Source organism: Azospirillum sp. UENF 312511 (genome assembly GCF_058780635.1).
Genome location: NZ_JBSNCG010000003.1, coordinates 965078 through 986181, shown reverse-complemented (window position 1 = coordinate 986181; position 21104 = coordinate 965078). Strand labels below are relative to the sequence as shown.

Annotated in this window: 18 protein-coding genes and 1 CRISPR repeat array; of the genes, 15 read left to right on the top strand and 3 right to left on the bottom strand. The window is 65.1% G+C overall.

Annotation, left to right across the window (positions count from 1 at the left end; genetic code table 11):
- The first annotated feature begins 59 nt into the window (after positions 1-59).
- The 9 genes from cas5c to ACWPN7_RS15915 all read left to right on the top strand — a co-directional run bounded on the left by cas5c (position 60) and on the right by ACWPN7_RS15915 (position 11091).
- Entirely contained in the window at positions 60-794 is a 735-nt protein-coding gene (gene cas5c, locus ACWPN7_RS15955) for a type I-C CRISPR-associated protein Cas5c (RefSeq protein WP_459196837.1), read from the top strand.
- Between the two features lie 2 nt (positions 795-796).
- Complete coding sequence (gene cas8c, locus ACWPN7_RS15950) at positions 797-2662, top strand: type I-C CRISPR-associated protein Cas8c/Csd1 (RefSeq protein ID WP_459196838.1); 1866 nt, start codon at positions 797-799, stop codon at positions 2660-2662.
- A gap of 5 nt (positions 2663-2667) precedes the next feature.
- The gene (gene cas7c, locus ACWPN7_RS15945) at positions 2668-3666 is read left to right on the top strand and encodes a type I-C CRISPR-associated protein Cas7/Csd2 (protein WP_459196839.1); all 999 of its coding nucleotides are present in this window, start codon (positions 2668-2670) and stop codon (positions 3664-3666) included.
- Positions 3667-3883: 217 nt separating this feature from the next.
- A CRISPR array of direct repeats spans positions 3884-4309; the repeat unit is 32 nt; unit sequence GTAGCTCCTCACGCGGGAGCGTGGATCGAAAT.
- Positions 4310-4563: 254 nt separating this feature from the next.
- Positions 4564-6768, top strand: coding sequence for a TnsB C-terminal domain-containing protein (locus tag ACWPN7_RS15940; protein WP_459196840.1), 2205 nt, complete (start codon positions 4564-4566; stop codon positions 6766-6768).
- Positions 6747-7964: a TniB family NTP-binding protein gene (locus ACWPN7_RS15935; RefSeq protein WP_492273358.1), complete on the top strand. Its 1218-nt coding sequence runs from the start codon at positions 6747-6749 to the stop codon at positions 7962-7964. Before ACWPN7_RS15940 ends, ACWPN7_RS15935 begins: the two co-directional genes overlap by 22 nt.
- Before the next feature lie 167 nt (positions 7965-8131).
- Positions 8132-8944 (top strand): TniQ family protein, encoded by an 813-nt coding sequence (locus ACWPN7_RS15930; RefSeq protein WP_459196842.1) that lies wholly within the window; start codon positions 8132-8134, stop codon positions 8942-8944.
- 594 nt (positions 8945-9538) lie between these two features.
- On the top strand, positions 9539-10171 hold the full coding sequence (locus ACWPN7_RS15925) for a hypothetical protein (protein ID WP_456526457.1): 633 nt from the start codon (positions 9539-9541) through the stop codon (positions 10169-10171).
- Between the two features lie 105 nt (positions 10172-10276).
- Entirely contained in the window at positions 10277-10612 is a 336-nt protein-coding gene (locus ACWPN7_RS15920; RefSeq protein WP_051657977.1) for a hypothetical protein, read from the top strand.
- On the top strand, positions 10609-11091 hold the full coding sequence (locus tag ACWPN7_RS15915; RefSeq protein ID WP_149651641.1) for a cell wall hydrolase: 483 nt from the start codon (positions 10609-10611) through the stop codon (positions 11089-11091). The genes ACWPN7_RS15920 and ACWPN7_RS15915 overlap by 4 nt, the downstream gene beginning before the upstream one ends.
- Before the next feature lie 97 nt (positions 11092-11188).
- Here the strand turns inward: ACWPN7_RS15915 and ACWPN7_RS15910 are convergent, their stop codons facing one another.
- Positions 11189-11437 (bottom strand): hypothetical protein, encoded by a 249-nt coding sequence (locus tag ACWPN7_RS15910; protein WP_456526456.1) that lies wholly within the window; start codon positions 11435-11437, stop codon positions 11189-11191.
- 306 nt (positions 11438-11743) lie between these two features.
- Between ACWPN7_RS15910 and ACWPN7_RS15905 the strand changes: the two genes are divergently transcribed.
- The 6 genes from ACWPN7_RS15905 (at position 11744) to ACWPN7_RS15880 (ending at position 19168) form a co-directional block, all read left to right on the top strand.
- Complete coding sequence (locus tag ACWPN7_RS15905; protein WP_038529543.1) at positions 11744-12121, top strand: DUF952 domain-containing protein; 378 nt, start codon at positions 11744-11746, stop codon at positions 12119-12121.
- Entirely contained in the window at positions 12118-13191 is a 1074-nt protein-coding gene (locus ACWPN7_RS15900) for a quinone-dependent dihydroorotate dehydrogenase (RefSeq protein WP_103041100.1), read from the top strand. The genes ACWPN7_RS15905 and ACWPN7_RS15900 overlap by 4 nt, the downstream gene beginning before the upstream one ends.
- Before the next feature lie 20 nt (positions 13192-13211).
- Complete coding sequence (locus ACWPN7_RS15895) at positions 13212-14414, top strand: EAL domain-containing protein (protein WP_459196843.1); 1203 nt, start codon at positions 13212-13214, stop codon at positions 14412-14414.
- Between the two features lie 135 nt (positions 14415-14549).
- Entirely contained in the window at positions 14550-16514 is a 1965-nt protein-coding gene (thrS, locus tag ACWPN7_RS15890; RefSeq protein WP_349619639.1) for a threonine--tRNA ligase, read from the top strand.
- Between the two features lie 84 nt (positions 16515-16598).
- The gene (gene infC, locus ACWPN7_RS15885) at positions 16599-17126 is read left to right on the top strand and encodes a translation initiation factor IF-3 (protein WP_038529535.1); all 528 of its coding nucleotides are present in this window, start codon (positions 16599-16601) and stop codon (positions 17124-17126) included.
- Between the two features lie 200 nt (positions 17127-17326).
- Positions 17327-19168 (top strand): transglycosylase domain-containing protein, encoded by a 1842-nt coding sequence (locus ACWPN7_RS15880; protein WP_492273357.1) that lies wholly within the window; start codon positions 17327-17329, stop codon positions 19166-19168.
- Here the strand turns inward: ACWPN7_RS15880 and ACWPN7_RS15875 are convergent.
- Positions 19165-19824 (bottom strand): SH3 domain-containing protein, encoded by a 660-nt coding sequence (locus ACWPN7_RS15875; RefSeq protein ID WP_459196845.1) that lies wholly within the window; start codon positions 19822-19824, stop codon positions 19165-19167. The genes ACWPN7_RS15880 and ACWPN7_RS15875 overlap by 4 nt on opposite strands.
- 8 nt (positions 19825-19832) lie before the next feature.
- Positions 19833-20981, bottom strand: a complete 1149-nt coding sequence (locus ACWPN7_RS15870; protein ID WP_459196846.1) for a hypothetical protein — start codon at positions 20979-20981, stop codon at positions 19833-19835.
- Between the last annotated feature and the right edge of the window lie 123 nt (positions 20982-21104).

Here is a 21104-nt window from a genome sequence, read left to right as displayed (position 1 = left end):
TTTCGCAAAATTGCGCAGTTTAAATAGCGGATAGATTATGTGCCTTAAGGTAACTTCGTATGAAGGGCTTTCACAATAAAAAATTTTTGACTACCTTCCTTATTCGAATTTTGAATAGGGGCGCCTTCATGTCATACGGCATTAAACTTCGGGTGTCAGGCCCGAGAGCCTGCTTCACTCGTCCTGAAACCAAAGTTGAACGAGTATCGTATGACGTGATCACACCATCCGCTGCGCGCGGTATTCTGGAGGCGGTTCACTGGACGCCAGCGATCGCTTGGACCATCGACCGCATCCACGTGCTGAAGCCCATCCGCTTCCAATCGCTTCGCCGCAACGAGGTCGGCCACAAGGTGCCGGTCGCCACCGTCCGTCACGCGATGCGCGGCAATGACATCACAGAGCTGCGGCAAATCGCTGCCCATGACCGGCAGCAACGCGCCGCCATTATCCTCGTCGACGTCGATTACGTGATTGAGGCGCACGCCACCCTGACCAAAGAGGCCAGTGTTAATGACACCATTGGCACGCACCTCACGATGTTCACCCGCCGCGCACGGCGTGGGCAGTGCTTTCATCAGCCCTGCCTTGGAACCCGCGAGTTTCACGCCGACTTCGAACACTGGGAAGGTCCAGTGCCCGTGCACGCCCTGCCGGGCGAGCAGCGCAATTTGGACCTCGGTTCGATGCTGCTGGACATTGACCACAGCAACGGTCGCTCTTCCCTGTTCTTTCATGCCGTTCTGTGCGATGGCGTTCTGGTGGTACCGCCGCGCTCGTCGTCGGAGGTGTGAGCATGACGATTCTGTCGGCGCTCAACACCCATTACGGACGCCTTGAGCGCTGCGGCGGCGTCGCCCCCTTCGGCTTTTCGACGGAGAGCATCGCCTTCGCCCTCGTGCTCGCTCCGGATGGAGGGTTGAACTCCTGCCGCGATCTGCGTGACCACACCGGACGCCGGCCAGTCGATCGTCCATTGACCGTGCCGCGATCGTCCAAACGGTCAGGCACGACGCCGCGGGCTTTCTTTCTCTGGGACAACAGCAAGTTCGTGCTGGGGCTTGGAAACGGAACGGGCTTGCCTGGGGGCACGACCTACGCCGCCCATGCCGCCGCTTTTCGCGAGACGCATGAACGGCTGCTGGATGGTGCGGCCGATCCTGGTCTGCTGGCCGTGCTTCGCTTTCTGCGCACCTGGACACCGAGTCGGTTCGGACAGCACCAGCTTGCGTCGGCTCTTCTGGACCGAAACCTCGTCTTTCAACTCGACGGAGACGTGGACGCCGACGGTCATGCCCGGTTCGTGCACGATCGTCCGGCGTCCCGCGCCGTGTGGGAACGGCAGGTGGGCGAAAGCGGCCGGCCATCGGCGGTGTGTCTAGTCACCGGACGCATCGCGCCGGTGGCGCGCCTGCATCCCCTGATCAAGGGCGTTGCGGGAGCGCGAAAGTCCGGGGCCTCGCTGGTCTCGTTCAACCGCAACGCCTTTGCCTCATACGGCAAGGAGCAGGGCGACAACGCCCCCGTTTCAGAGGCTGCCGCGTCGAATTACAGCGCCGCTCTAAACGCGCTGCTGGCGCGCAACAGCGGCACCAAGATCCGATTCGGGGACACCACGGCGGTGTTCTGGGCCGATGCTTCTGCGTGTGGCGAAACGTCAGTCCGCAAGGTCGAGGCGGTGGTTGCCTGTGCGCTAGGAGTTTCGCGGGCATCCGCAGCCTACACCGCAGCTTTTAAGGGCGGCTGGGGAGGAGGGGGTAAGTTCCCCGAATCGATCGATATCCGCCGTGCGCTGGAGCGGATCGACGCTGACCTCGACCCCGGCACCCGGATCCACATCCTGGGCCTTTCACCGAATGGCTCCCGTCTGTCGGTGCGCCTGTGGCGCGAGACAACGTTGGACATGCTGCTCGCCCGTTTGGCGGAGCATTGGGAGGATCTGCGGATTGAGCCGCGCGCCTGGCATCGGCCTCCCTCCCCCTTGGCTCTGCTTCAACCCGTGGCGCGTCGGGGCGATCCGGAAGCCGTCCCGCCGGTGCTGGGCGGCGAAGTGATGCGCGCGATTCTCACCGGCGACCGCTATCCGCGTGTCCTGCTGACCGCGGTTATTCAGCGCCTGCGAGCGGGTGAGCCGGTCACCGGTCCGCGCGCCGCTCTCATCCGAGCCGTGCTCCAGCGCGATGTCCGCCACCGCGGACGCGGGAAGCAGGCTGGTCCCTCGTTCATCACAGGAATGGAGGTTCCCGTGAGCCTCGACCGCCAGGAAGCAGACCCTGCCTACCGGTTGGGGCGGCTATTCGCCCTTCTGGAAAATGTTCAACGCGCCGCGCTTGGGCGCGTGAACGCCAACATCCGCGACCGCTACTTCGGAGCCGCCTCGGCAACGCCGGCCAGCGTCTTCCCGCTGCTGCTGCGCAACACCACCCACCATCTGGCGGTGCTGCGCCGAAAGAGTGGCACAGGGGGTTTGGCCGTTTGGTTCGAACGCGAAATGAACGAGGTTATGGCCGGCTTGGACATCAACCTGCCGCGCCATCTGCACCAGGAAAGCCAGGGCCGTTTTGTCGTTGGCTACTATCATCAGCGCTACGCGCGAAAGCCCGCGCCGGATGCAACTGGAGCGGACACCGCTGCACCCGATCTGCCCACCGGCGAGGAGTGAAACCCATGCCTCCCATCACCAACCGCTACGAGTTTGTTTTTCTGTTCGATGTGACGAACGGCAACCCCAACGGCGATCCGGACGCCGGCAACCTGCCGCGTCAAGACCCGGAAACCAGTCAAGGGCTCGTCACCGACGTCTGCCTCAAGCGCAAAGTCCGCAACTATGTCAATCTCGTTCATGACGGCGACCCGCGTTTTGGCATTTACGTGCAGGACGGAGCCATTCTCAACCAGAAGCACCGCACAGCCTACAAAGCGGTGCGTCCCAGCAACGACGCGGTGACCACGGCATCCAAATTGTCCCCCAAGAATGAAGACGAGGAAGCCGCAATCCGTCGTTTCATGTGCGACAACTTTTTCGATGTGCGGACGTTCGGCGCGGTGATGAGCACCGGCGTTAACTGCGGTCAGGTCCGTGGGCCGGTGCAGTTGTCCTTTGCCCAATCGTTGGAGCCGATCCTGCCTCTGGAGATCACATTGACCCGTATGGCCGCCACGACGGAGAAGGAGGGCAAGGATCGTGCGGCGGGAGAAGACACGGCGGATGAAGACGATCGTCGCGAAAACCGCACCATGGGGCGAAAACACATCGTTCCATACGCCTTGTACCGCGCCCATGGCTACATTTCGGCCAAACTGGCCGAGCGAACCGCTCCGGGGAACAAGCCACGGAAAGCCGAAGGGAGTGGCTTTGACGACAATGATTTGGAGCTGTTGTGGACGGCGCTCGAACACATGTTCGACCATGACCGCTCCGCCGGGCGCGGCGAAATGGCCAGCCGTCGATTGGTTTTGTTCCGCCACGATAGCACACTCGGCAATGCGCCGGCCTCGGCATTGTTCCGGCGCGTCACCGTCAAACGCCATTTCGAAGGAGTTTCCTATGACCTGACGAGCGCCGACTTGCACCGGCTGGCGCCAGCCCGTCGTTTTGAGGACTATGTAATCAGCGTGGATCATACGGCCCTGCCGGCAGGAATTACGATCATCGAAAGGTTCTGATTGGGCAGTTCGGAGATGCAGAGTTGTCGCCGTGTGCAACTGCGCGAACCCGAAGCGCGCACGTAAGCTCGATGGGGTAGCGGGTAGGTATAAACGTTGTGTGTCACTGGATTGTCCTCATGGGTTGCGGACATTCCCTAACGTGCTGTGCCGGTCGCAAGCGGTTCGCGCATTTGTCGGTATTTTGACTTACCTGCCAACACCTTAAGAGAAGGCAGTAGCTCCTCACGCGGGAGCGTGGATCGAAATGTGATTCCGAAGGTCTGGAGCCAGCCGCGCGCGAGTAGCTCCTCACGCGGGAGCGTGGATCGAAATCGGATGCCGCGATCAACTTGTAGGCGTTGGTCAGTAGCTCCTCACGCGGGAGCGTGGATCGAAATCCGACCACCTACCGCTTCCAGGGCACGGACAAGGGTAGCTCCTCACGCGGGAGCGTGGATCGAAATGCCCGCCTTCGCCCGCGCCGCCCGGCGGATGGCTGTAGCTCCTCACGCGGGAGCGTGGATCGAAATCCCTATGGCCGCGCCCTCGCCGCCGACCTCTCCAGTTGCTCCTCACGCGGGAGCGTGGATCGAAATCAGGGCAGCCTCGCCCTCGACCCGCCGGCCTCGGTTGCTCCTCATGCGGGAGCGTGGATCGAAACACGGGACGCAGCAGCATATGGCTGATGAACTTGTCGTCAGGTCTTCGCAGGAGCGTGGATCGAAACAGCTCTTCGAGTCGGTCAATCCAATCGCCAACGTATTTTCGAAATGAAAACATTGTCGGAGTGAGCGCTCGAACAGAAAGCGAAGATTATTTTCTGAGATCATCTATAATGTGAACAGATCCATGCTCAGTAATAGCAGAAACAAGGTGCATGGTCACGCTGATCCATTCGCGCATTGGAGGAAATGCATGGCCGCCACTCCGCTCAAGTTCCAGCCTGGCGATACGCTAGCATTCCGTAACGCCACCGGCGCTACAGAGCTGTGGGGGATCGTCGAACGCAAGCGCGGGGGTTATTTGCTCAGACCTTTCAATGGTTCTGACCCGCGGACCTGGAGCGACGACGAGATTGATAGCGCCTACGGGGCGCGCCGGCTCAACCATTTCCCATGCAACGTTCAAGGGTTATCGAAGAACATAGCGGATATTCTCGAGAAAACTTGGGATTACTGGCCGGAGGAGGCCAGGCGGCACGCAGAGCGGCGAGCTGTCTATGTGGCCAAGGTCGACGCCCTTATCGACGCATATCCGGTCCGAATGGAAGCCTACGCTGCAGCTGCCGAGGCCGTTTACACCGCTCATTGTGAGGAGTGGAAGGCGGAAGATACTGAACTGGCGATTAGGCGTGCTGCCGAGGATGCGGTCCTAAGACGCAGAAGAAAGCCGCGGCATTCCGATGCTCAACCCGTCAGCACGTCGCCTGTCCGGAAGCCAAGCCCTTACACCATCCGGTCGTGGTACATTCCTTGGAGTCAATACGGGCGCGACATACGCCTGCTGATCCCACATTGTCATCTGCGGGGCAACCGCCAAGCACGTTACTGTCGTCGATGGGATGACGCACCGGACACCTATAAGGTTATGGCTGCTGCGGTCGAAGATTACTACATGCGCATGCCGCGCAAGCGGAGAAATTACGCTTATAGCAAATACAAGGAGCTTTGTGAGGACAGAAAACTTCCATATGTTAGTTTTCGCTCTTTTCGTCTATTCATCGACAGGAACTATACGGAACGGGCTGAGTTTGAGAGTCGCTATGGTCGGCGCGCCGCCTATTTGAAGTACGGTATTTTCGAGCGCACAACACCGCCAGAGCGACCACTCGAAGAGGTCGAAGTTGACCATTGTTTGATCGATCTCATTGTTGTTCATCCACTCACTGGGCGGCCTCTTGGGCGGCCATGGCTCACGGTCATTCTTGATCGTGCGACACGCGTCATCCTTGGAGCCCATTTGAGCTTTGAGGTGCCATCCTACGCGTCCCTACAGCGGGCGTTGGCGCATGCGTTTTGGAAAAAGGACCTTTCTGGAATCAATGGTCTCGAGCACGACTGGCCCTGCCATGGCATTCCCGAGTGGGTCTTCTGCGACAACGGCAAGGAACTTCGGTCGAAAAGCCTGCGCCTGACGGAAACCATGCTGAATTTCGCCGTTGTCAACTTGCCCAGGAAGACGCCCTGGCTGAAAGGGGCAATTGAGCGGCTGTTTGGCAGCATCGGCGTTCAGGTGTTCAGCCATGAAGAAGGTGCGATCCTCTCGCGGACAAAGGACTTTTATGATCCTGTTGCTCGTGCTCGGCTAACTTTGGCCGAAGTCAGCCAAAAAATACTAAAATGGATTGTTGATGATTATCACGAGACCGTCCATCCCACGATCAAATGCCGCCCTATAGAAAAGTGGCGGCATCTTACGGAACTCTACCCAGTTCGTCCAGTTCCCGACTTCGATCACATAATTCGCATGACCGGAGAAGTCATCGAACAATCAATATCGAACGTTGGCGTTCATTACAAGGGCCTACTCTACTCCGATCGGAAAGTGCTCGAGGAACTCAGAGCGCGTCGGGGAGGTCTCAAAAAAAAGTGGATCATCCGCGTTGATCCTTATGATTATGGAGAGGTCTGGATCTTGGACGACCATGTCGGCCGGTGGTACGTGCTGCCCTGTACGGACCAAACAATTTCGCGCAATGTTTCCAGGTACCAGCACAAAGTCCATTTGCTGATTGCAAAACACAATCTCCCGCCGGGAACGCCGATCACCGTCAAGCATCTTGAAAAGGCAAAGGCCCTGGCAGAGGAAACCGTGCAGGTTCTTTTCGAAAATGGTGCAGCAACGGCCACCGCCGCTAAGGCCGCCCGTTACGCGGCGAATGGTCAGCCATTCAGCCCTCTGCTCAATGGCGCGATAACGGCAGACCCGCAACTGCCGCCACAGGACACTGATTCGTCTCCGCCGTCGGCACCCGACCTGAAAACAGCGGCCCTGGCCGACGCGTTGCCGCCTGCTGACGGCACATCCACGCCGGCATCGTCTCCCGGACGTCCGGAAAGGCAAAACTTCGACGACGACATCGAAAGGATGGTGGAGCAATGGGTGAACGAGATGAAGTGAGCGTGGGCGCCAATGGTCAACCAGCCGGCGCCATGGCGCACTTGGCGGATCCCATCCTCGATTTCGAATCCCTGGTGGTGCCGCATCCCAATCATGTCCAAGCGAAGGCGGCCATCGGTCGACTTCACGCCCGTTACAAACCGCCGGGTGGCAAACGGCTCAAAGCCAGAGCTCTGCTCGTTGTCGGAGCAACGGGGTCAGGCAAAACGACGGCTCTTGAGGATTATATGCGGGGTTGTCCCGATCTTACACTCGAGAGTGTCTCCTCATGGAGCACCTCTGGAGCCGTGGATGCTGCAAGGGTCGAGACATTGCAGGATGGCGATATTCGTCGGATCGTATATGTCGAGGCGGCGAAGAAAACAACCCAGCGCGCGCTCGTGGCCGCTCTTTTGGGTGCCTTTGGCTACAAGGCGCGTGAGCAATGGAACACCAACGATATTATTGAAAAAATTGAGTTTTACGCCGATCAGATGGGCACGGAAATGTTCTTTATTGATGAAGGACACCACTTCGTTCAGCAAAGGGACGACGATGCGACCGAGGATGTATCTGAATTCATAAAATCGCTTCTAAATCGGACAAAGAGGCAAATCGTCATCACTGGCCTGCCGGAACTCCTGAAAATCACTCGTTATGGACAGCTTCGCCGACGCTTGCAGCCTGCGATGGTGCTAAGGCCATACGACTGGACAACTAAGCAAGGGCGTATTGCGTTTTGCAGCATTCTGGGGACGGTCGAGAGAATGCTCGGTTTGCCCGAACCATCCGGCTTATCAGGGCACGACGTCGCTCGGCGATGGTACGTCGCCACCGGCGGGGAGATCGGCATCGTGTGGAAGTACGCGAGCGAAGCCCTTTCCCTGGCCAAAGAACACAACCTTCCATCCCTCAGCTTGGAATTGATGGCCGACGTCCATTCGAGTTGGAACCGGACCTACGATCAGGACGAGATAGTGGACTTCGATATTATTCTTGATGAGGACGAAGCAGCGAAGAAGGCTACCGAGGCATCGCGCGACAGCAATCCTTTCCTGTGCGACGAAGCCCGATTGAAGGAATTGTGGATCGAGTCGCGGCTAGCCGCTGACGGCTTATCGGGAGTGACAGTGATGAACTCCGGCAAAGACGGCTCGCGCCAGACCAAACTCAAGGCGAAGGGGCGCCAGCCCTTCACCCCCTTTACCCGATCCTGATGCCGCTCCCCTCCACGCGTCCAAGAGCGGATGATTGAGTGGCGTGAGTTTGCATCTGGTCAAGCGCGTGCACGAGCGTGCACGATTCCTGGCGGCAAATCGCTGACTGATGCTGCGCCGCAAACCCAGGGGCCTGTGTCGGAAAGGCTTGCAGGGGTTGACCTTCGATGGACAAACCAATCAGAAGCTTCAGCGCTCTCGGGAGGTTGCCGTTAAGGGTGAGGCCTGTACCCTTTGAGCCTGCGTATGGACTCCTTGGACGCGTGGCGGTTCGGCACGGCCACACATCGACCAGTGAGTTCATTTCTGAGATGGCAATCGGAATCCCCAATTTCGTGCATGAGATCGAAAACGGACGCCGCTTGGTTGAACTCGCGCTTCTCAGTGGCGTCCCCGAAACCCGCATTCGCGCATCGACGCTGTGTGTTGACGAGAACGGCGCTATGTCCATCGGTAGCGAGTTGATCAGCGCAAGGGTGTCCAATCGCATATCTTGCGGTGCCGGTCGTGTCTGTCCCGACTGTCTAAGAGTCGATCTCAAGGAACGCGCCGGACCGATGGCGTGCCGGCCCCACCGGAGAACGTGGTGGGGCTTGACGGCGGTAACATCATGCCCGCTACACGGCCTACTGCTGATTGATGCATGTCCCGCGTGTGGCGTCCAACTCGCGCGAAGACAAGCTTCTCCTCGGTTCTGCCGTTGTGGGTGTGACTTGGCCGATCAAGGATCGGTTTCCCTTGAGCCGTCGGACCTCGTGGCCGATCGCTATCTGGTTGGGCGTTTGGGCGGCGTCGATCGGGTCGGGCATCCGTTGCTCGATCGCATGCCCTTTCAGACTGCGGCTTTAGCGATGCTGCGAATCGGGAGGGTTACGTTGGCGGGAGCGAGGGGGCTGTCGAAGAAAGGGGACAACGTCGAACCCGCAATACAAGCACGAATGGCATCCCTCGGCTTTCGCACGAGCGAGTCCTCTCGGTGAGCATGCGTCCCATGGTCGGTTCGGCTGGGATGCTCGGATAAGGCGGCACGGATAAGCTTCACGTCCATCAGAGAACGTATTCGCTAGCAAGGTGCGGCGACTCCGAAGCCAGCGTGGGGTGAGGCAATGGGACATGCATCGGGGCTGGCCGCTTTGAGGCCTGCCACCGGTCGCGGAAGGCCCCCAGGCGGGGGCGGGTTGTCCGCTCGCGGGCCAGGCACTCCTCGAGGCTGTCGACGCTGGCGCTGTGCCCAGCCGGGTCAGGGAGCAACACTTCCGACTCGCAGTCGGCCCGCACCTACTCCAACTCGCCGCGCGCCATCATATCGGCCACTCGCTGCCATGGCTGCCGATCTTTGCCGGACAGGCCGATCAGGTCGGCGATGTCCTGCAAGCCAAGGCGCGGCCAAGTGCGAACAGCTTTATGGTTCCTAGAGTGCCTCGTGGTACAAATTTGTGGTTCCCGCGATGAGCTTTATGGTTCCCGATAATCCAAATTTCTCAATGATTCCAACATCCCTCGTTTGAGTTTATGGTTCCCTCCAGAGCCGCTACGACGGCGAACTGGAATACCGGGAGTCGGCGGGGCGGGCGGTGCTGACGCTCAACGGCCTGCGCATGGCCTCCGCCTCCTGCTGGTGGGACCCGGCCTTCGCGCGACCGGCGGCGGAGGGCGGCAAGCCGGGCGACTCCAGCGTCGTCGCCGCGGTGTTCGGCGGGGCGGACGGGCGCTTCTACCTGCACCGCGTGCTCTACCTGTCGGTGGACCCCGGCGATCCGGACACCGAGGCGGAGCAGCAGTGCCTCCAGGTCGCCCGCTTCCTGGAGCGGCATCACCTGCCGGCGGTGCATGTGGAGATCAACGGCATCGGGCGCTTCCTGCCCGGCCTGCTGCGCAAGGCGCTGCGCACGGAGAAGGTCGGCGCCGCCGTGGTCGAGGAGGCCAGCCGCCGCGCCAAGGCGCTGCGCATCCGCGAGGCGTTCGACGCCCTGCTGGCCGACCGCCGGCTGCTCGCCCACGCCGCGGTGTGGGAGACACCCTTCATCCGCGAGATGCGCGAATGGTCGCCGGACGGGCGCTATACGGGCCGCGACGACGGGCTGGACGCGGTGGCCGGCGCCCTGTCCTGCGAGCCGTTCCGCTTCGACCGCCAGCCGGCGCCGGGGCGCAAGCCGGACTGGCGCGCCGCGGCGGCGTTGCCCCCGGTGGAGGACTGGGGCGTGTGACCATGCACGCGAAGTCCCGCGGGCCCGCGAAGTCCCATGGTTCGACGGGCCGCCTTCCCTGACCGGAGGGCGGCCCTTTCTTTTTGCTTTTTTTGGAGAACGGAGATGCAGGAGTCCATCGACCTGTCCTGGTGGATCACGGCGGTCGAGTTGCCGGTCATGGGCGGGCTGTTCTGGCTGATCGCCCGGCTGCGCCGGGATGCGGAAGCCGCGCTGGAGACGGTGCGGGCGCGCGCCGAGACCGCCCAGGCGCAGGTCCGCGAGAGCTTGGCCGCCTACAAGCTGGAGGTCGCCAAGACCTACGTCTCGGTCGCGACGCTGAAGGATGTGGAGCGGCGGCTGACCGACCATCTGCTGCGCATCGAGACCAAGCTGGAAAACGGCTGCGCGCCGTTCGCCCAGCCCTACGTTCCGCCCTACGGCGACGGAGGCCGCCGATGAGGGGGCGCGTCCTGAAACCGGAACCCGGACCGGCGGCTCCCCCGCGGGGGCCGTCCGCCGACACGCCCGGCCAAGCCATCGACACGCTCGCCCGCACCCTGTGGGGGGAGGCGCGCGGCGAATCCGTGCGGGCCATGGAGGCGGTGGCGGCGGTCGTGATGAACCGCGTCGGCCGGGCGCGCGACCATGGAGGGTGGTGGTGGGGCAATGACGTCGTCGCCGTCTGCCGTCTGCCGGGGCAATTTCCCTGCTGGGACCCGGACGCGCCGGGGCGGCTCGGGCTGCTGTCGGTGACTGCCGCTGACCCGGTCTTCGCCGCGGCCCGGCGGATCGCCCGCCGCGCGGTGGCCGGTCTGCTCGACGATCCGACCGGAGGCGCGACTCACCTGCACCGGGCGGGTGAAAACCCGCAATGGGCGCAAGGGCGCAGCGTCTGTGCCGAGATCGGCGGGATCCAGTTCTACAACGACGTCGAATGACGCCTCGTGCGGCACCGGCGTCCCCCCGACGCGTTCCGGCGGGCCGGACATCCGGGTCCGGACCGCCGCCGCGGAAGGAGAGGGTGGAGCGGACCGGTCAGGCGGCTTCCTTGATCATCGCCAGATAGATCTTCCAGGCCGTCTCGACCGAGACGCCGCCGGCGCGCGACCCGGCGGCCAGCATCGCCGCCGAGGGCTTCAGCGGAACGGGCGTGCTGCTGGGCTCGACGGTGGCGGCCAGGGCGGCGCCCTCCACGCTGGACATGATCACCCCATGGATGCGCGAATCGAGCGCGTGTTCCACCGGGTGCCGTTCCTTCACAACATTCATCGCAATCGCGTTCATGGGGCATCTCCTTGCTTGCCCATCTCTCAGCAATCCCGATGCCAGTTCCGGAAAGTTGCCGCCGAAGCGGCGGATGTTCCGGAGAATCCTTGATTCTGCTGCTTTTCCGTGTGGTCGCCGGGGTACGATCCGGCGGAATGGGGAATTTTCCTTCTGCAAAATGCTGCGGGATTCCCAAAGCCACATTTGCAAATTGCGAAGCAAACAGCGCAACGTCCCATTCTGAAGTTATCAACGGTCCGCCGGTCCTCCCGAATTTGCCACGGCTGGCTTCGGCGGCCGGTTTTGCGCTAAGGTCGCCGTGCCATGACTGAACGGATCATCTTTCATATGTGCCGCGCCGCGGAGTGGGAACGGGCGCTCGCCGCCGGGGCCTACCACGGCTCGTCGCAGGACGCGGCGGACGGCTTCATCCACTTCTCCACCGGCGCCCAGGTCGAGGAAAGCGCGGCCAAGCACCGTGCCGGTCAGGACGGCCTCGTCCTGCTGACGGTGGACGGCGCCGCGCTGGGCGACGCGCTCCGCTGGGAGCCGTCGCGCGGCGGCCAACTCTTCCCCCATCTCTACGGCCCGCTGCCGCCCGCGGCGGTGCTGCGCGCCGATCCGCTGCCACTGGGGCCGGACGGCCGCCACCTCTTTCCGGCGACCTTCAAGGACGCCGCCTTCAAGGACACCACACCGTGATCGACCTGTTTCCCATCGTCGGCCCCGTCCTGCGCAGCTTCGATCCGGAGACGGCGCACGGGCTGACCATCAAGGCCCTGTCGAGCGGGCTGATGCCGCCGGTGCGGGAAAAGGACGACCCCATCCTGCGGACCACGGTGATGGGGCTGGACTTCGCCAACCCGGTCGGCCTCGCCGCCGGTTTCGACAAGAACGCCGAGGTGGTCGACGCCATGCTGCGTCTGGGCTTCGGCTTCGTCGAGGCGGGCAGCGTCACCCCCCGCCCGCAGCCTGGCAACCCCAAGCCTCGCCTGTTCCGCGCGCCGGAGCAGGGCGCCGTCATCAACCGCCTGGGCTTCAACAACGAGGGGCTGGAGCCCTTCGCCCAGCGGCTGGAGCGGCGGCTGTCCGGTGGCCGCAAGGCGCCGGGAATCGTCGGGGCCAACCTCGGCAAGAACAAGGATACGGTGGAGGCCGCGGACGATTACGTCCTCGGCGTGACCCGGGTGGCGGCGCTGGTCGATTATCTGGTCGTCAACGTGTCCTCCCCCAACACGCCGGGCCTGCGCGCGCTCCAGGGGCGCGACCCGCTGCGCACCCTTCTGGGCCGCGTTCTCGACGCCCGGTCCGCCTGCAAGCTGGCCAAGGCGCCGCCCGTCCTGCTGAAGATCGCCCCCGACCTGACGGACGAGGACAAGGCCGACATCGCCGCGGTCGCGCTGGAAACGGGCATCGACGGGCTGATCGTGTCCAACACCACCATCGCCCGGCCGGCGGAGATCCCGGAACCGCTGCGCGCGGAAACCGGCGGCCTGTCCGGCAGGCCGCTCTTCGCGCCTTCCACCGCCGTCCTGCGCGAGATGTACGGGCTGACCGGCGGCAAGGTGCCGCTGGTCGGGGTCGGCGGCATCGCGTCGGGCGCCGACGCCTACGCCAAGATCCGCGCCGGCGCCTCGCTGGTGCAGTTCTACTCCGCGCTGGTCTATGCCGGGCCGGCGCTGGTGCTGGCGATCCGCCGCGACCTCGCCGCCCTGCTGCGCCGCGACGGCTTCGCCTCGTTGAGCGACGCCGTGGGGGCGGATCACCGCTGAGCGGGGCGGGGGACCGGCGCATGGCGGCCCTGATCAAGTCGGCCTTGATCCATGGGGTGGCCGTCGCCGCGGCGGCCTCGGTCGTCCTCGGCCTGCCGGACCTGTCGCCGGGCACCGACCCGGCGGTGGGGTGGCTTGGTGGCGGGCTGATCCTTCTGGCGGGCCTCGTCGTGGATCTGCACCGCCGGCTGGCCTGCCGGGAGCGTGAAGCCCTGGGCCGGTTGGACCGTCTTCAGAAGAGTGTGGATGCGCTGGCCGAACGGCTGGACCGGCGGACCGCGCCGGCTCAAGCCGTCGACTCCGCCGCCGCTCACGAGGCCGTCCTTCAGGAGGTCAAGCTCCTGCACGCGCTGGTCGCCCGGCTCGGCGAATCCTGGCCGCCCGAGGCCCCCGAACCGCCGCGGCCGTCCCACCCGTCCCGTGCGGCGTTCCAGGCCCCGCGTCCGCCGGACCTGCGGTCCCCGTCCAGCGTCGCGGCCCCGCCGCTGGACGACGCCGCCGTTCTGGAAGCGGTGCGCGACGCGCTGGCCGCCGACCGGATCGACGTCCACCTCCAGCCGATCGTCAGCCTGCCCCAGCGCAAGCACCGCTTCTTCGAGGTGTTCTCGCGGGTGCGCGCGGCCGACGGGGCGCTGATCCTGCCGGACCGCTATCTGGAGATCGCGGAGCGCGCGGGGCTGATGGCCACCATCGACAATCTCCTGCTGGTCCGCTGCATCCAGCTGATCCGCGAGACGGAGCGGCGCCAGCACGCCATCGGCTTCTTCTGCAACATGTCCGCCGCCACGCTCAGCGACGCGGAATTCATGCGGCAGTTCCTCGACCTGTTGGCCCGGAACCAGACGCTGGTGCCCAAGCTGGTGTTCGAGTTGAGCCAACAGGAACTGCGGGCGGGCGGGGCGGTGACGATGGGCATTCTGTCGCAGCTGTCCCGCATCGGCTTCCGCTTCTCCATGGACCGGGTGAGCGATCTGGACATCGACGTGGACGCGCTGCTGCGCCACGACATCCGCTATCTGAAGCTGGACTGCGCCCTGCTGCTCGACCCCGCCCTGGCGCCGCGCGTCGAGGCGCTGCGCCGCCGCCTGGACGGCACGGGGATCGACCTCATCGCCGAGAAGATCGAGACGGAGACACAGCTCGACGCGATCCTGCGCAGCGGCATCGATTTCGGCCAGGGCTACCGGTTCGGCGAACCGAGGCCCGCGCGCAAAGCGCCGTGAAATAATTTTGCAAGGAAATTCGCCATTCGGGCGGCGAATTCAGGCCGGAAAGGCTCCCGGCACCCTTGACAGAAAGCCCACCCGCATTAGAGATTTCGCCTCCCGGCATCCGCCGGGTGCGATGCAAACAGTCAAATGGTGACTTCGGTGACGTCCAACATCGCCATCACGCTGCCCGATGGTAGCGTGCGGGAGTTCGACCGGCCGGTGACGGGGCTTGAGATTGCCCAGTCCATCGGGCCGCGCCTTGCCAAGGATGCGCTTGCCGTCAAGCTCGACGGCGAGGTGAAGGACCTCACCACCACCGTCACCACCAACGCCAAGATCGAGATCGTCACGCGCAGTCATCCCGACGCGCTCGAGGTCATCCGTCACGACGCCGCCCACGTCCTCGCCGACGCCGTGCAGAAGCTCTATCCGGGCACGCAGGTGACCATCGGTCCGGCGATCGCCAACGGCTTCTATTATGACTTCGCGCGCGAGGAACCCTTCACGCCCGACGATCTGCAGAAGATCGAGGCGAAGATGCGCGAGATCGTCGCCAAGGACGTTCCCATCGTCCGCGAGGTCTGGACCCGCGACGATGCGGTCGCCTACTTCAAGAAGCTCGGCGAGCATTACAAGGCCGAGCTGATCGAGGCGATCCCGGCGGACCAGGACATCAGCGTCTATCGCCAGGACGACTGGCTGGACCTGTGCCGCGGCCCGCACGCCCCGACGACCGGCAAGGTCGGCAACGGCTTCAAGCTGATGAAGGTGGCCGGCGCCTACTGGCGCGGCGACAGCCGCAACCCCATGCTCCAGCGCATCTACGGCACCGCGTGGCGCGACGAGAAGGAGCTGAAGGCCTACCTGCACCAGCTCGAGGAGGCGGAGAAGCGCGACCACCGCCGGCTGGGCAAGGAGTTGGACCTGTTCCACGTGCAGGAGGAGGCCGTCGGCTCGGTCTTCTGGCATCCGAAGGGCTGGACGCTGTTCCGCACGCTGGAGACCTACATCCGCACCAAGCTGAGCCAGGCGGACTACGTCGAGGTCAAGACGCCGCAGCTGATCGACAGCTCGCTGTTCAAGGCGTCGGGCCACTGGGACATGTATGGCGACAACATGTTCAAGGTCTCGGCGGACGACGGCGAGAAGATGCTCGGCATCAAGCCGATGAACTGTCCGGGCCATGTGCAGATCTTCAAGCACGGGCTGCGCTCCTACCGCGACCTGCCGATCCGCATGGCGGAGTTCGGGGCCTGCCACCGCAACGAGCCGTCGGGCGCGCTGCACGGCATCCTGCGCGTGCGCGCCTTCACCCAGGACGACGCCCACATCTTCTGCACCGAAGATCAGGTGGCGAGCGAAGCGGCGGAGTATTTCAAGCTGCAGCTCGGCGTGTACCGGGATCTGGGCTTCGACAAGATCGCGGTGAAGCTGGCGCTGCGTCCCGACGTGCGCACCGGCTCCGACGACCTGTGGGACCGGGCGGAGGGCGCGCTGCGCCAAGCGCTCGACGCCGCCGGGCTGGAGTATGAGGACCTGCCGGGCGAGGGCGCCTTCTACGGGCCGAAGGTGGAATTCCACCTGACCGACGCCATCGGGCGCACCTGGCAGTGCGGCACGCTCCAGTACGATCCCAACCTTCCCGAGCGGCTGGACGCCTCCTACATCGGCGAGGACGGCGCCCGCCACCGTCCGGTGATGCTGCACCGGGCCATCCTGGGGTCGCTGGAACGCTTCATCGGCATGCTGATCGAGCATTACGCCGGCAAGTTCCCGATGTGGCTCTCCCCGGTCCAGGCGGTGGTCTGCACCATCACCAACGAGGCCGATGGCTACGGGCAGGAGGTCGTCAGCCTGCTCAAGCGCCATGGCATCCGCGCCGAACTCGACACCCGGAACGAGAAGATCAACCTGAAGGTCCGCGAACACAGCCTTCAGAAGGTTCCCGTCCTGGTGGTTGTGGGCAAGCGCGAGGCGGAGGAGCGGACGGTCGCCCTCCGTACCCTCGGTGGTAAGGATCAGGAAGTTCTTGCCCTCGACGCGGCGCTCAATAAACTGAGTGAGGAGGCAAGGTCCCCCGCGGGCGCCGCCGCCTTCGATTCGCCGTTTTAACCGACCGCACCGTTCGGGCGGGCTTCCCTCCGGGAGGTCGCGCCCCGGTGGGTTTCCAGTCATGGAGAAGCGTCCATAGCCAGGATACCGTCCGAAGCCGCTCCGACCCGCGATGGACCGCGGGTAAACCGGGAGATCACGGCTCGCTCGATCCGTCTCGTCGGTGCCGACGGCGAGATGGTGGGCGTCGTTTCGCTGCGCGATGCGCTGCTGGCCGCTGAGGATGCGGGTCTCGACCTCGTCGAGATCGCCCCTCAGGCAGAGCCTCCTGTCTGCAAGATCCTCGACTATGGCAAGTACAAGTACGAGGCGCAGAAGAAGGCTGCCGAGGCGCGCAAGAAGCAGAAGATCATCGAGGTGAAGGAGATCAAGCTCCGACCCAACATCGATGACAACGATTACGACGTGAAGATGCGCTCGGCCCGACGTTTCCTTGAGGAAGGCGACAAGGTCAAGGTGACCATGCGCTTCCGCGGGCGCGAGATGGCGCACCAGGATCTTGGCATGAACGTGCTGGTCCGCGTGCGCAACGAGCTGGACGAGTTGGCAAAGGTCGAACAGATGCCGAAGCTCGAAGGCCGCCAGATGGTCATGGTCCTGGCGCCAAGATAAGGCGCCGAGGTGACCCTTCGGTGCGAAGGCCCGACCGCCTTCGGCAGAGCACACGCATCCCAAAAAGGCCCGCCGGTTCCGGCGGGCTTTTTTGTTGGGCGGCGGGACCGTTGCGCCGCTTCGCAATTACGGGGTAGCGGCATTGCGGAAGCGGGGCGGCGCGCCGACGTGAGGCTCATCCCGCCTCCAACATCCGGCCTATGCCCCGACCACCCCTGTTCCGCCGCGCCGCCCTGGCTTTGACGCTCGCGCTGCCGCTGCTGTCCGGCCTGTCCGCGCCGCCCCCCGCCCAGGCGATGGATCTGTTCGGGGACGAGTTCCGCACCGTCGACGATGTGCTGGCGTACAACCGCGGCCACGGCGTGCGCTTCCTCGACCGGCAGGGCCGCTTCATCGGCTCCATCGGCGAGACGTACGGCGACACGCTGACCCTGGAGAAGCTGCCGAAGCACCTGATCCAGGCGCTGATCGCCAAGGAGGACCGGCGCTATCTGGAGCATGACGGCATCGACTTCCAAGGTCTGGCCCGCGCCCTGGCCGTGGCGGTGACCTCCGGCCGCTTCAGCCAGGGCGGCAGCACGCTGACCCAGCAGACGATGAAGCTGATCTTCCTCAACCGCTACAACCGTTGGTCCCGCAAGGCGTACGAGCTGTACAGCGCCAGCGATTTCGAGGAACAGCTCGGCAAGAAGAACGTCCTGTATCTGTACCTCAACCGCGCCTATTTCGGTTTCGGCGCGTACGGGGTGGACGCCGCCGCCCGCGTCTTCTTCGGCAAGCCGGCGGGCAAGCTGTCGCTGAAGGAGTCGGCGATGCTCGTCGGCGCGCTGCCCGCCCCCTCCCGCCTGAACCCTTTTGCCGATCTGGAGAAGGCGGAGGCCAAGGCCGCCCTGGTGCTCGACGCCATGGCCGACGCCGGCTTCATCACCGAACGCACGGCGGAGCAGACCAAGCGCCAGCGCCCGTTGCTGGCCGCGGCCAACAAGGCGGCGGTGCTGTCCACCGGTCATTTCCGCGAGACGGCCAAGGCCCGCTTCGACCGTTTTGCCGCCGACCGCTACGGCGGCGATCTTCCAGGGCCGACCTTCACCGCGCGCACAACGCTCGACCGCGACCTTCAGGCTGCCGCCCTGCGCAGCGTGGAAACCACCCTGAAGCGCCACGCCAAGAGTCTGGGCGACGCGGAAGTCGCCCTGGTGGCGCTGGACGGCGATGGGGCGATTTTGGCGATGATCGGCGGGCGCGACGCGGCGGCCCGGCGCGACCACTTCAACCGCGCGCTCCAAGCCCGCCGCCAGCCCGGCTCGGCCTTCAAGCTGTTCGTCTTCCTGGCGGCGCTGGAGCGCGGGCTGACCCCGGACTCCCGCGTCGACGGCTCGCGCATGGAGTTCACGGACGGGCGGGCCATCCGCAATTTCGACAACCGCTACCCGTCCTCGGTGACGCTGGCCGACGCCTTCACCCATTCCACCAACACGGCCTCGGCCAGGCTGACCCGCGGCCATGCGGAGGAGATCGCCGCCGCCGCCCGCCGCCTCGGCGTCGAGTTGCCGTTGGAGCCGGATCTCGGCCTCGCGCTGGGAGTCAGCGAGGTGTCGCTGCTGGAGATCACCCAGGCCTACGCGGTGGTCGCCAACGGCGGCAGCAAGGTCAGCGGCCATCTGTTCCAGCGCATCGGCGATCCCGCCGGGCGGACGATCTACAGCTACACCCCGCCGAAAGCGGACCGGGTGATCGACCCGCAGGCCGCCGCCACCCTGAAGGCGATGCTGGGCGAGGTGATGCGGGACGGCACCGGCAGGACGGCCCGCCTGCCGGAAGCGCTCGCCAAGCGTGGGGCGGGCGGCAAGACCGGCACCACCAACGATTACCGGGACGCCTGGTTCATCGGCTTCGCCGACGGCGTGGCCGGGCGCGGGCTGACGGTGGGGGTGTGGGTCGGCAACGATGGCAACACGCCCATGAAGGGGGTGACCGGCGGCTCCGTCCCGGCGGAAATCTGGCGCCGTTTCATGGTCGAGGCGGCCCGGGTGAAGGGTTAGCGACCCTTCGCCCCGGCGAGCAGGGAGGCCCCGACGAAGCCCAACGCCCGCCCGTTCCGCCCGACCTCATACCAGGACCCGAAGGCGGCCATCACGGTGACCGTCTCCCCCCGCTCCAGGACGTCCGCCACCTTGGCGTCGCAGAAGGGGGCGACACGCAGGTTCGCGGCGGCGCGGACGCGCACCCGCGTCCCCACGGCGATGGCCGGGCGGCGCGTATCGGCGCTGCGTTCCTCGGCGATGGGACCGGGCAGGGCGCAGCCGCGATCCTCCTTCGATGCCTTGGCGTAGCCGCCTTTGAAACGGTTTGCCGGCGCGCTTTCCGCGACCGTCGCGGGGGCCGGGCCGGAGGGCTTGCGGGTCGGCAGCGGGGCGGCAAGGGTATCGGTGGCGGCCTGAGCTGGAGGCTCCGCCGCGGGAGCAGCGGCGGTGGCCGGTTCCGCCGCTGTCAATGGCTCGGTCAGCACCGGCAACGGAAGCAACGGCGCCAAGCCCTGCGCAGTTGCCTTTCCCGTCTGGCCCAACGGAGTCAGCCGGGGCAGAACGGCGGTCGGCGGCGGGCGCGGCGTGAAGGTCGGCTCGGCCTCGTCCGCCCGCGCCGAGGGGGTGCCGAACAACGCCAGCAAGGCGAGGAGGGAAAGGGCGAGCCGGCGCATCCGCCGCCTCAATCCACGGTGACGCGGGCGATGAGCGCGGGCAGGGTCTGGCAGCGGAACAGCCCGTCCAAGGTCTGCTGCTCGGTCAGGCGCAGCGACAAGGCGCAGCCGTAGGCGTTCACCGTCAGGGTGGTCTGTGCCAGCGCGCCAACGGCGGCGGAAGGCTTGGCGATGCTGTAGCCTGGGGCCCCCAGCCGTCCGGCGAGTGCGCCGTTGACCGGGTTGACGGAGTCGATCTCCAGCGTCAGCGGCCCCAGATTGTTCAGCACCGTTTCCGAATGCGGGTCCTCCTTCGTCGCGTAGAGCTGCACCGGCACCGCCTTGCGGCGGGCGATCCAGTCCTTCAGCGCCAGATTGCCCAGCACCGGGTCGCGGCTCTGCAACGCCGCCTCCAGGGCGATCTGGCGCAGCGCCGGGTCGTTGCCGCCCAGCGCCGCCTCGTAGGCGGCGATCCGCGCCGGGCGGTCGGCGCCCTGAATGCGGGCGCGCAGCTCGGCGATCCGCGCGGCGCGGGCGTCCTCCTGCCGCCGTTCGGCGGCGGCGCGCTCCTCTTCGGCCTTGGTTGCAGCGGCCTGCCGGGCGAGCAGGTCCTCCTCGCGGCGGCGGCGGGCGTCCTCCTCGGCGCCGCGGGCCTCGGCGTCGCGGGCGATCTGGTCGCGCAGGCGGTTGGCCTCGGCGGAACCGGCCAGCACCGGACGGCCGGGAAGCTCCTCCAGCGGCTGGCCGATGCCCTCCAGCACCTCCGGGTTGCGCAACTCGATGCGCGCGCTCCAGCCATTGGGGCCGAGCGTGGCGAGCGCGGTGGCGGTGAGTGTCTTCTCCAACCCGGCCTCGGCGACGGGGCGGATGAAGGTCACGGCGCCGTCGCGGCTGTCCACCGCGTAGGTCGGCTTGGCCAGCCGCAGCTTGACCGCGATCCGGACGGCGGTCCGCGACTCGACGGTTTTCGCGGCGGCCTTGCCGTCGGGTGCCGGGACGGGAATCGGGTCCGCGGTCATCTCCTCGACGGTCCAGAGGGGTGGGACGAGGCGCGACACCTCGGCGCGGATGCGGTCGATGGGCAACTCGGCCGCGCGGGCGGTCGGAACGGGAGCCAACCCGGGCGCCAGCCCGGCCATCAGCGTCACCGCGATCCCCCACGCCGCCGGTCGCACCATTGCTCGTTCTCCACCGGAAGTGACCACTACAGCTTGTGCCGGTTCGTTCAGGCACTGGTACAGCGAAGGCGCCAACGAAGGGAAGCGGCTTTTGCCCGAGCCGGCGCCGCGCGGTGGCTGGAA

What these genes read in the sequence shown, in the direction of transcription:
- ACWPN7_RS15940 (WP_459196840.1), top strand. Translation starts at nt 4,564, where the DNA reads ATGGCCGCCACTCCGCTCAAGTTCCAGCCTGGCGATACGCTAGCATTC.
- ACWPN7_RS15910 (WP_456526456.1), bottom strand. Translation starts at nt 11,437, where the DNA reads ATGAACGCGATTGCGATGAATGTTGTGAAGGAACGGCACCCGGTGGAA.
- cas8c (WP_459196838.1), top strand. Translation starts at nt 797, where the DNA reads ATGACGATTCTGTCGGCGCTCAACACCCATTACGGACGCCTTGAGCGC.
- ACWPN7_RS15895 (WP_459196843.1), top strand. Translation starts at nt 13,212, where the DNA reads ATGGCGGCCCTGATCAAGTCGGCCTTGATCCATGGGGTGGCCGTCGCC.
- ACWPN7_RS15875 (WP_459196845.1), bottom strand. Translation starts at nt 19,824, where the DNA reads ATGCGCCGGCTCGCCCTTTCCCTCCTCGCCTTGCTGGCGTTGTTCGGC.
- ACWPN7_RS15915 (WP_149651641.1), top strand. Translation starts at nt 10,609, where the DNA reads ATGAGGGGGCGCGTCCTGAAACCGGAACCCGGACCGGCGGCTCCCCCG.
- ACWPN7_RS15935 (WP_492273358.1), top strand. Translation starts at nt 6,747, where the DNA reads ATGGGTGAACGAGATGAAGTGAGCGTGGGCGCCAATGGTCAACCAGCC.
- ACWPN7_RS15870 (WP_459196846.1), bottom strand. Translation starts at nt 20,981, where the DNA reads ATGGTGCGACCGGCGGCGTGGGGGATCGCGGTGACGCTGATGGCCGGG.
- cas5c (WP_459196837.1), top strand. Translation starts at nt 60, where the DNA reads ATGAAGGGCTTTCACAATAAAAAATTTTTGACTACCTTCCTTATTCGA.
- cas7c (WP_459196839.1), top strand. Translation starts at nt 2,668, where the DNA reads ATGCCTCCCATCACCAACCGCTACGAGTTTGTTTTTCTGTTCGATGTG.
- ACWPN7_RS15930 (WP_459196842.1), top strand. Translation starts at nt 8,132, where the DNA reads ATGGACAAACCAATCAGAAGCTTCAGCGCTCTCGGGAGGTTGCCGTTA.
- ACWPN7_RS15905 (WP_038529543.1), top strand. Translation starts at nt 11,744, where the DNA reads ATGACTGAACGGATCATCTTTCATATGTGCCGCGCCGCGGAGTGGGAA.
- thrS (WP_349619639.1), top strand. Translation starts at nt 14,550, where the DNA reads ATGGTGACTTCGGTGACGTCCAACATCGCCATCACGCTGCCCGATGGT.
- ACWPN7_RS15880 (WP_492273357.1), top strand. Translation starts at nt 17,327, where the DNA reads ATGCCCCGACCACCCCTGTTCCGCCGCGCCGCCCTGGCTTTGACGCTC.
- ACWPN7_RS15920 (WP_051657977.1), top strand. Translation starts at nt 10,277, where the DNA reads ATGCAGGAGTCCATCGACCTGTCCTGGTGGATCACGGCGGTCGAGTTG.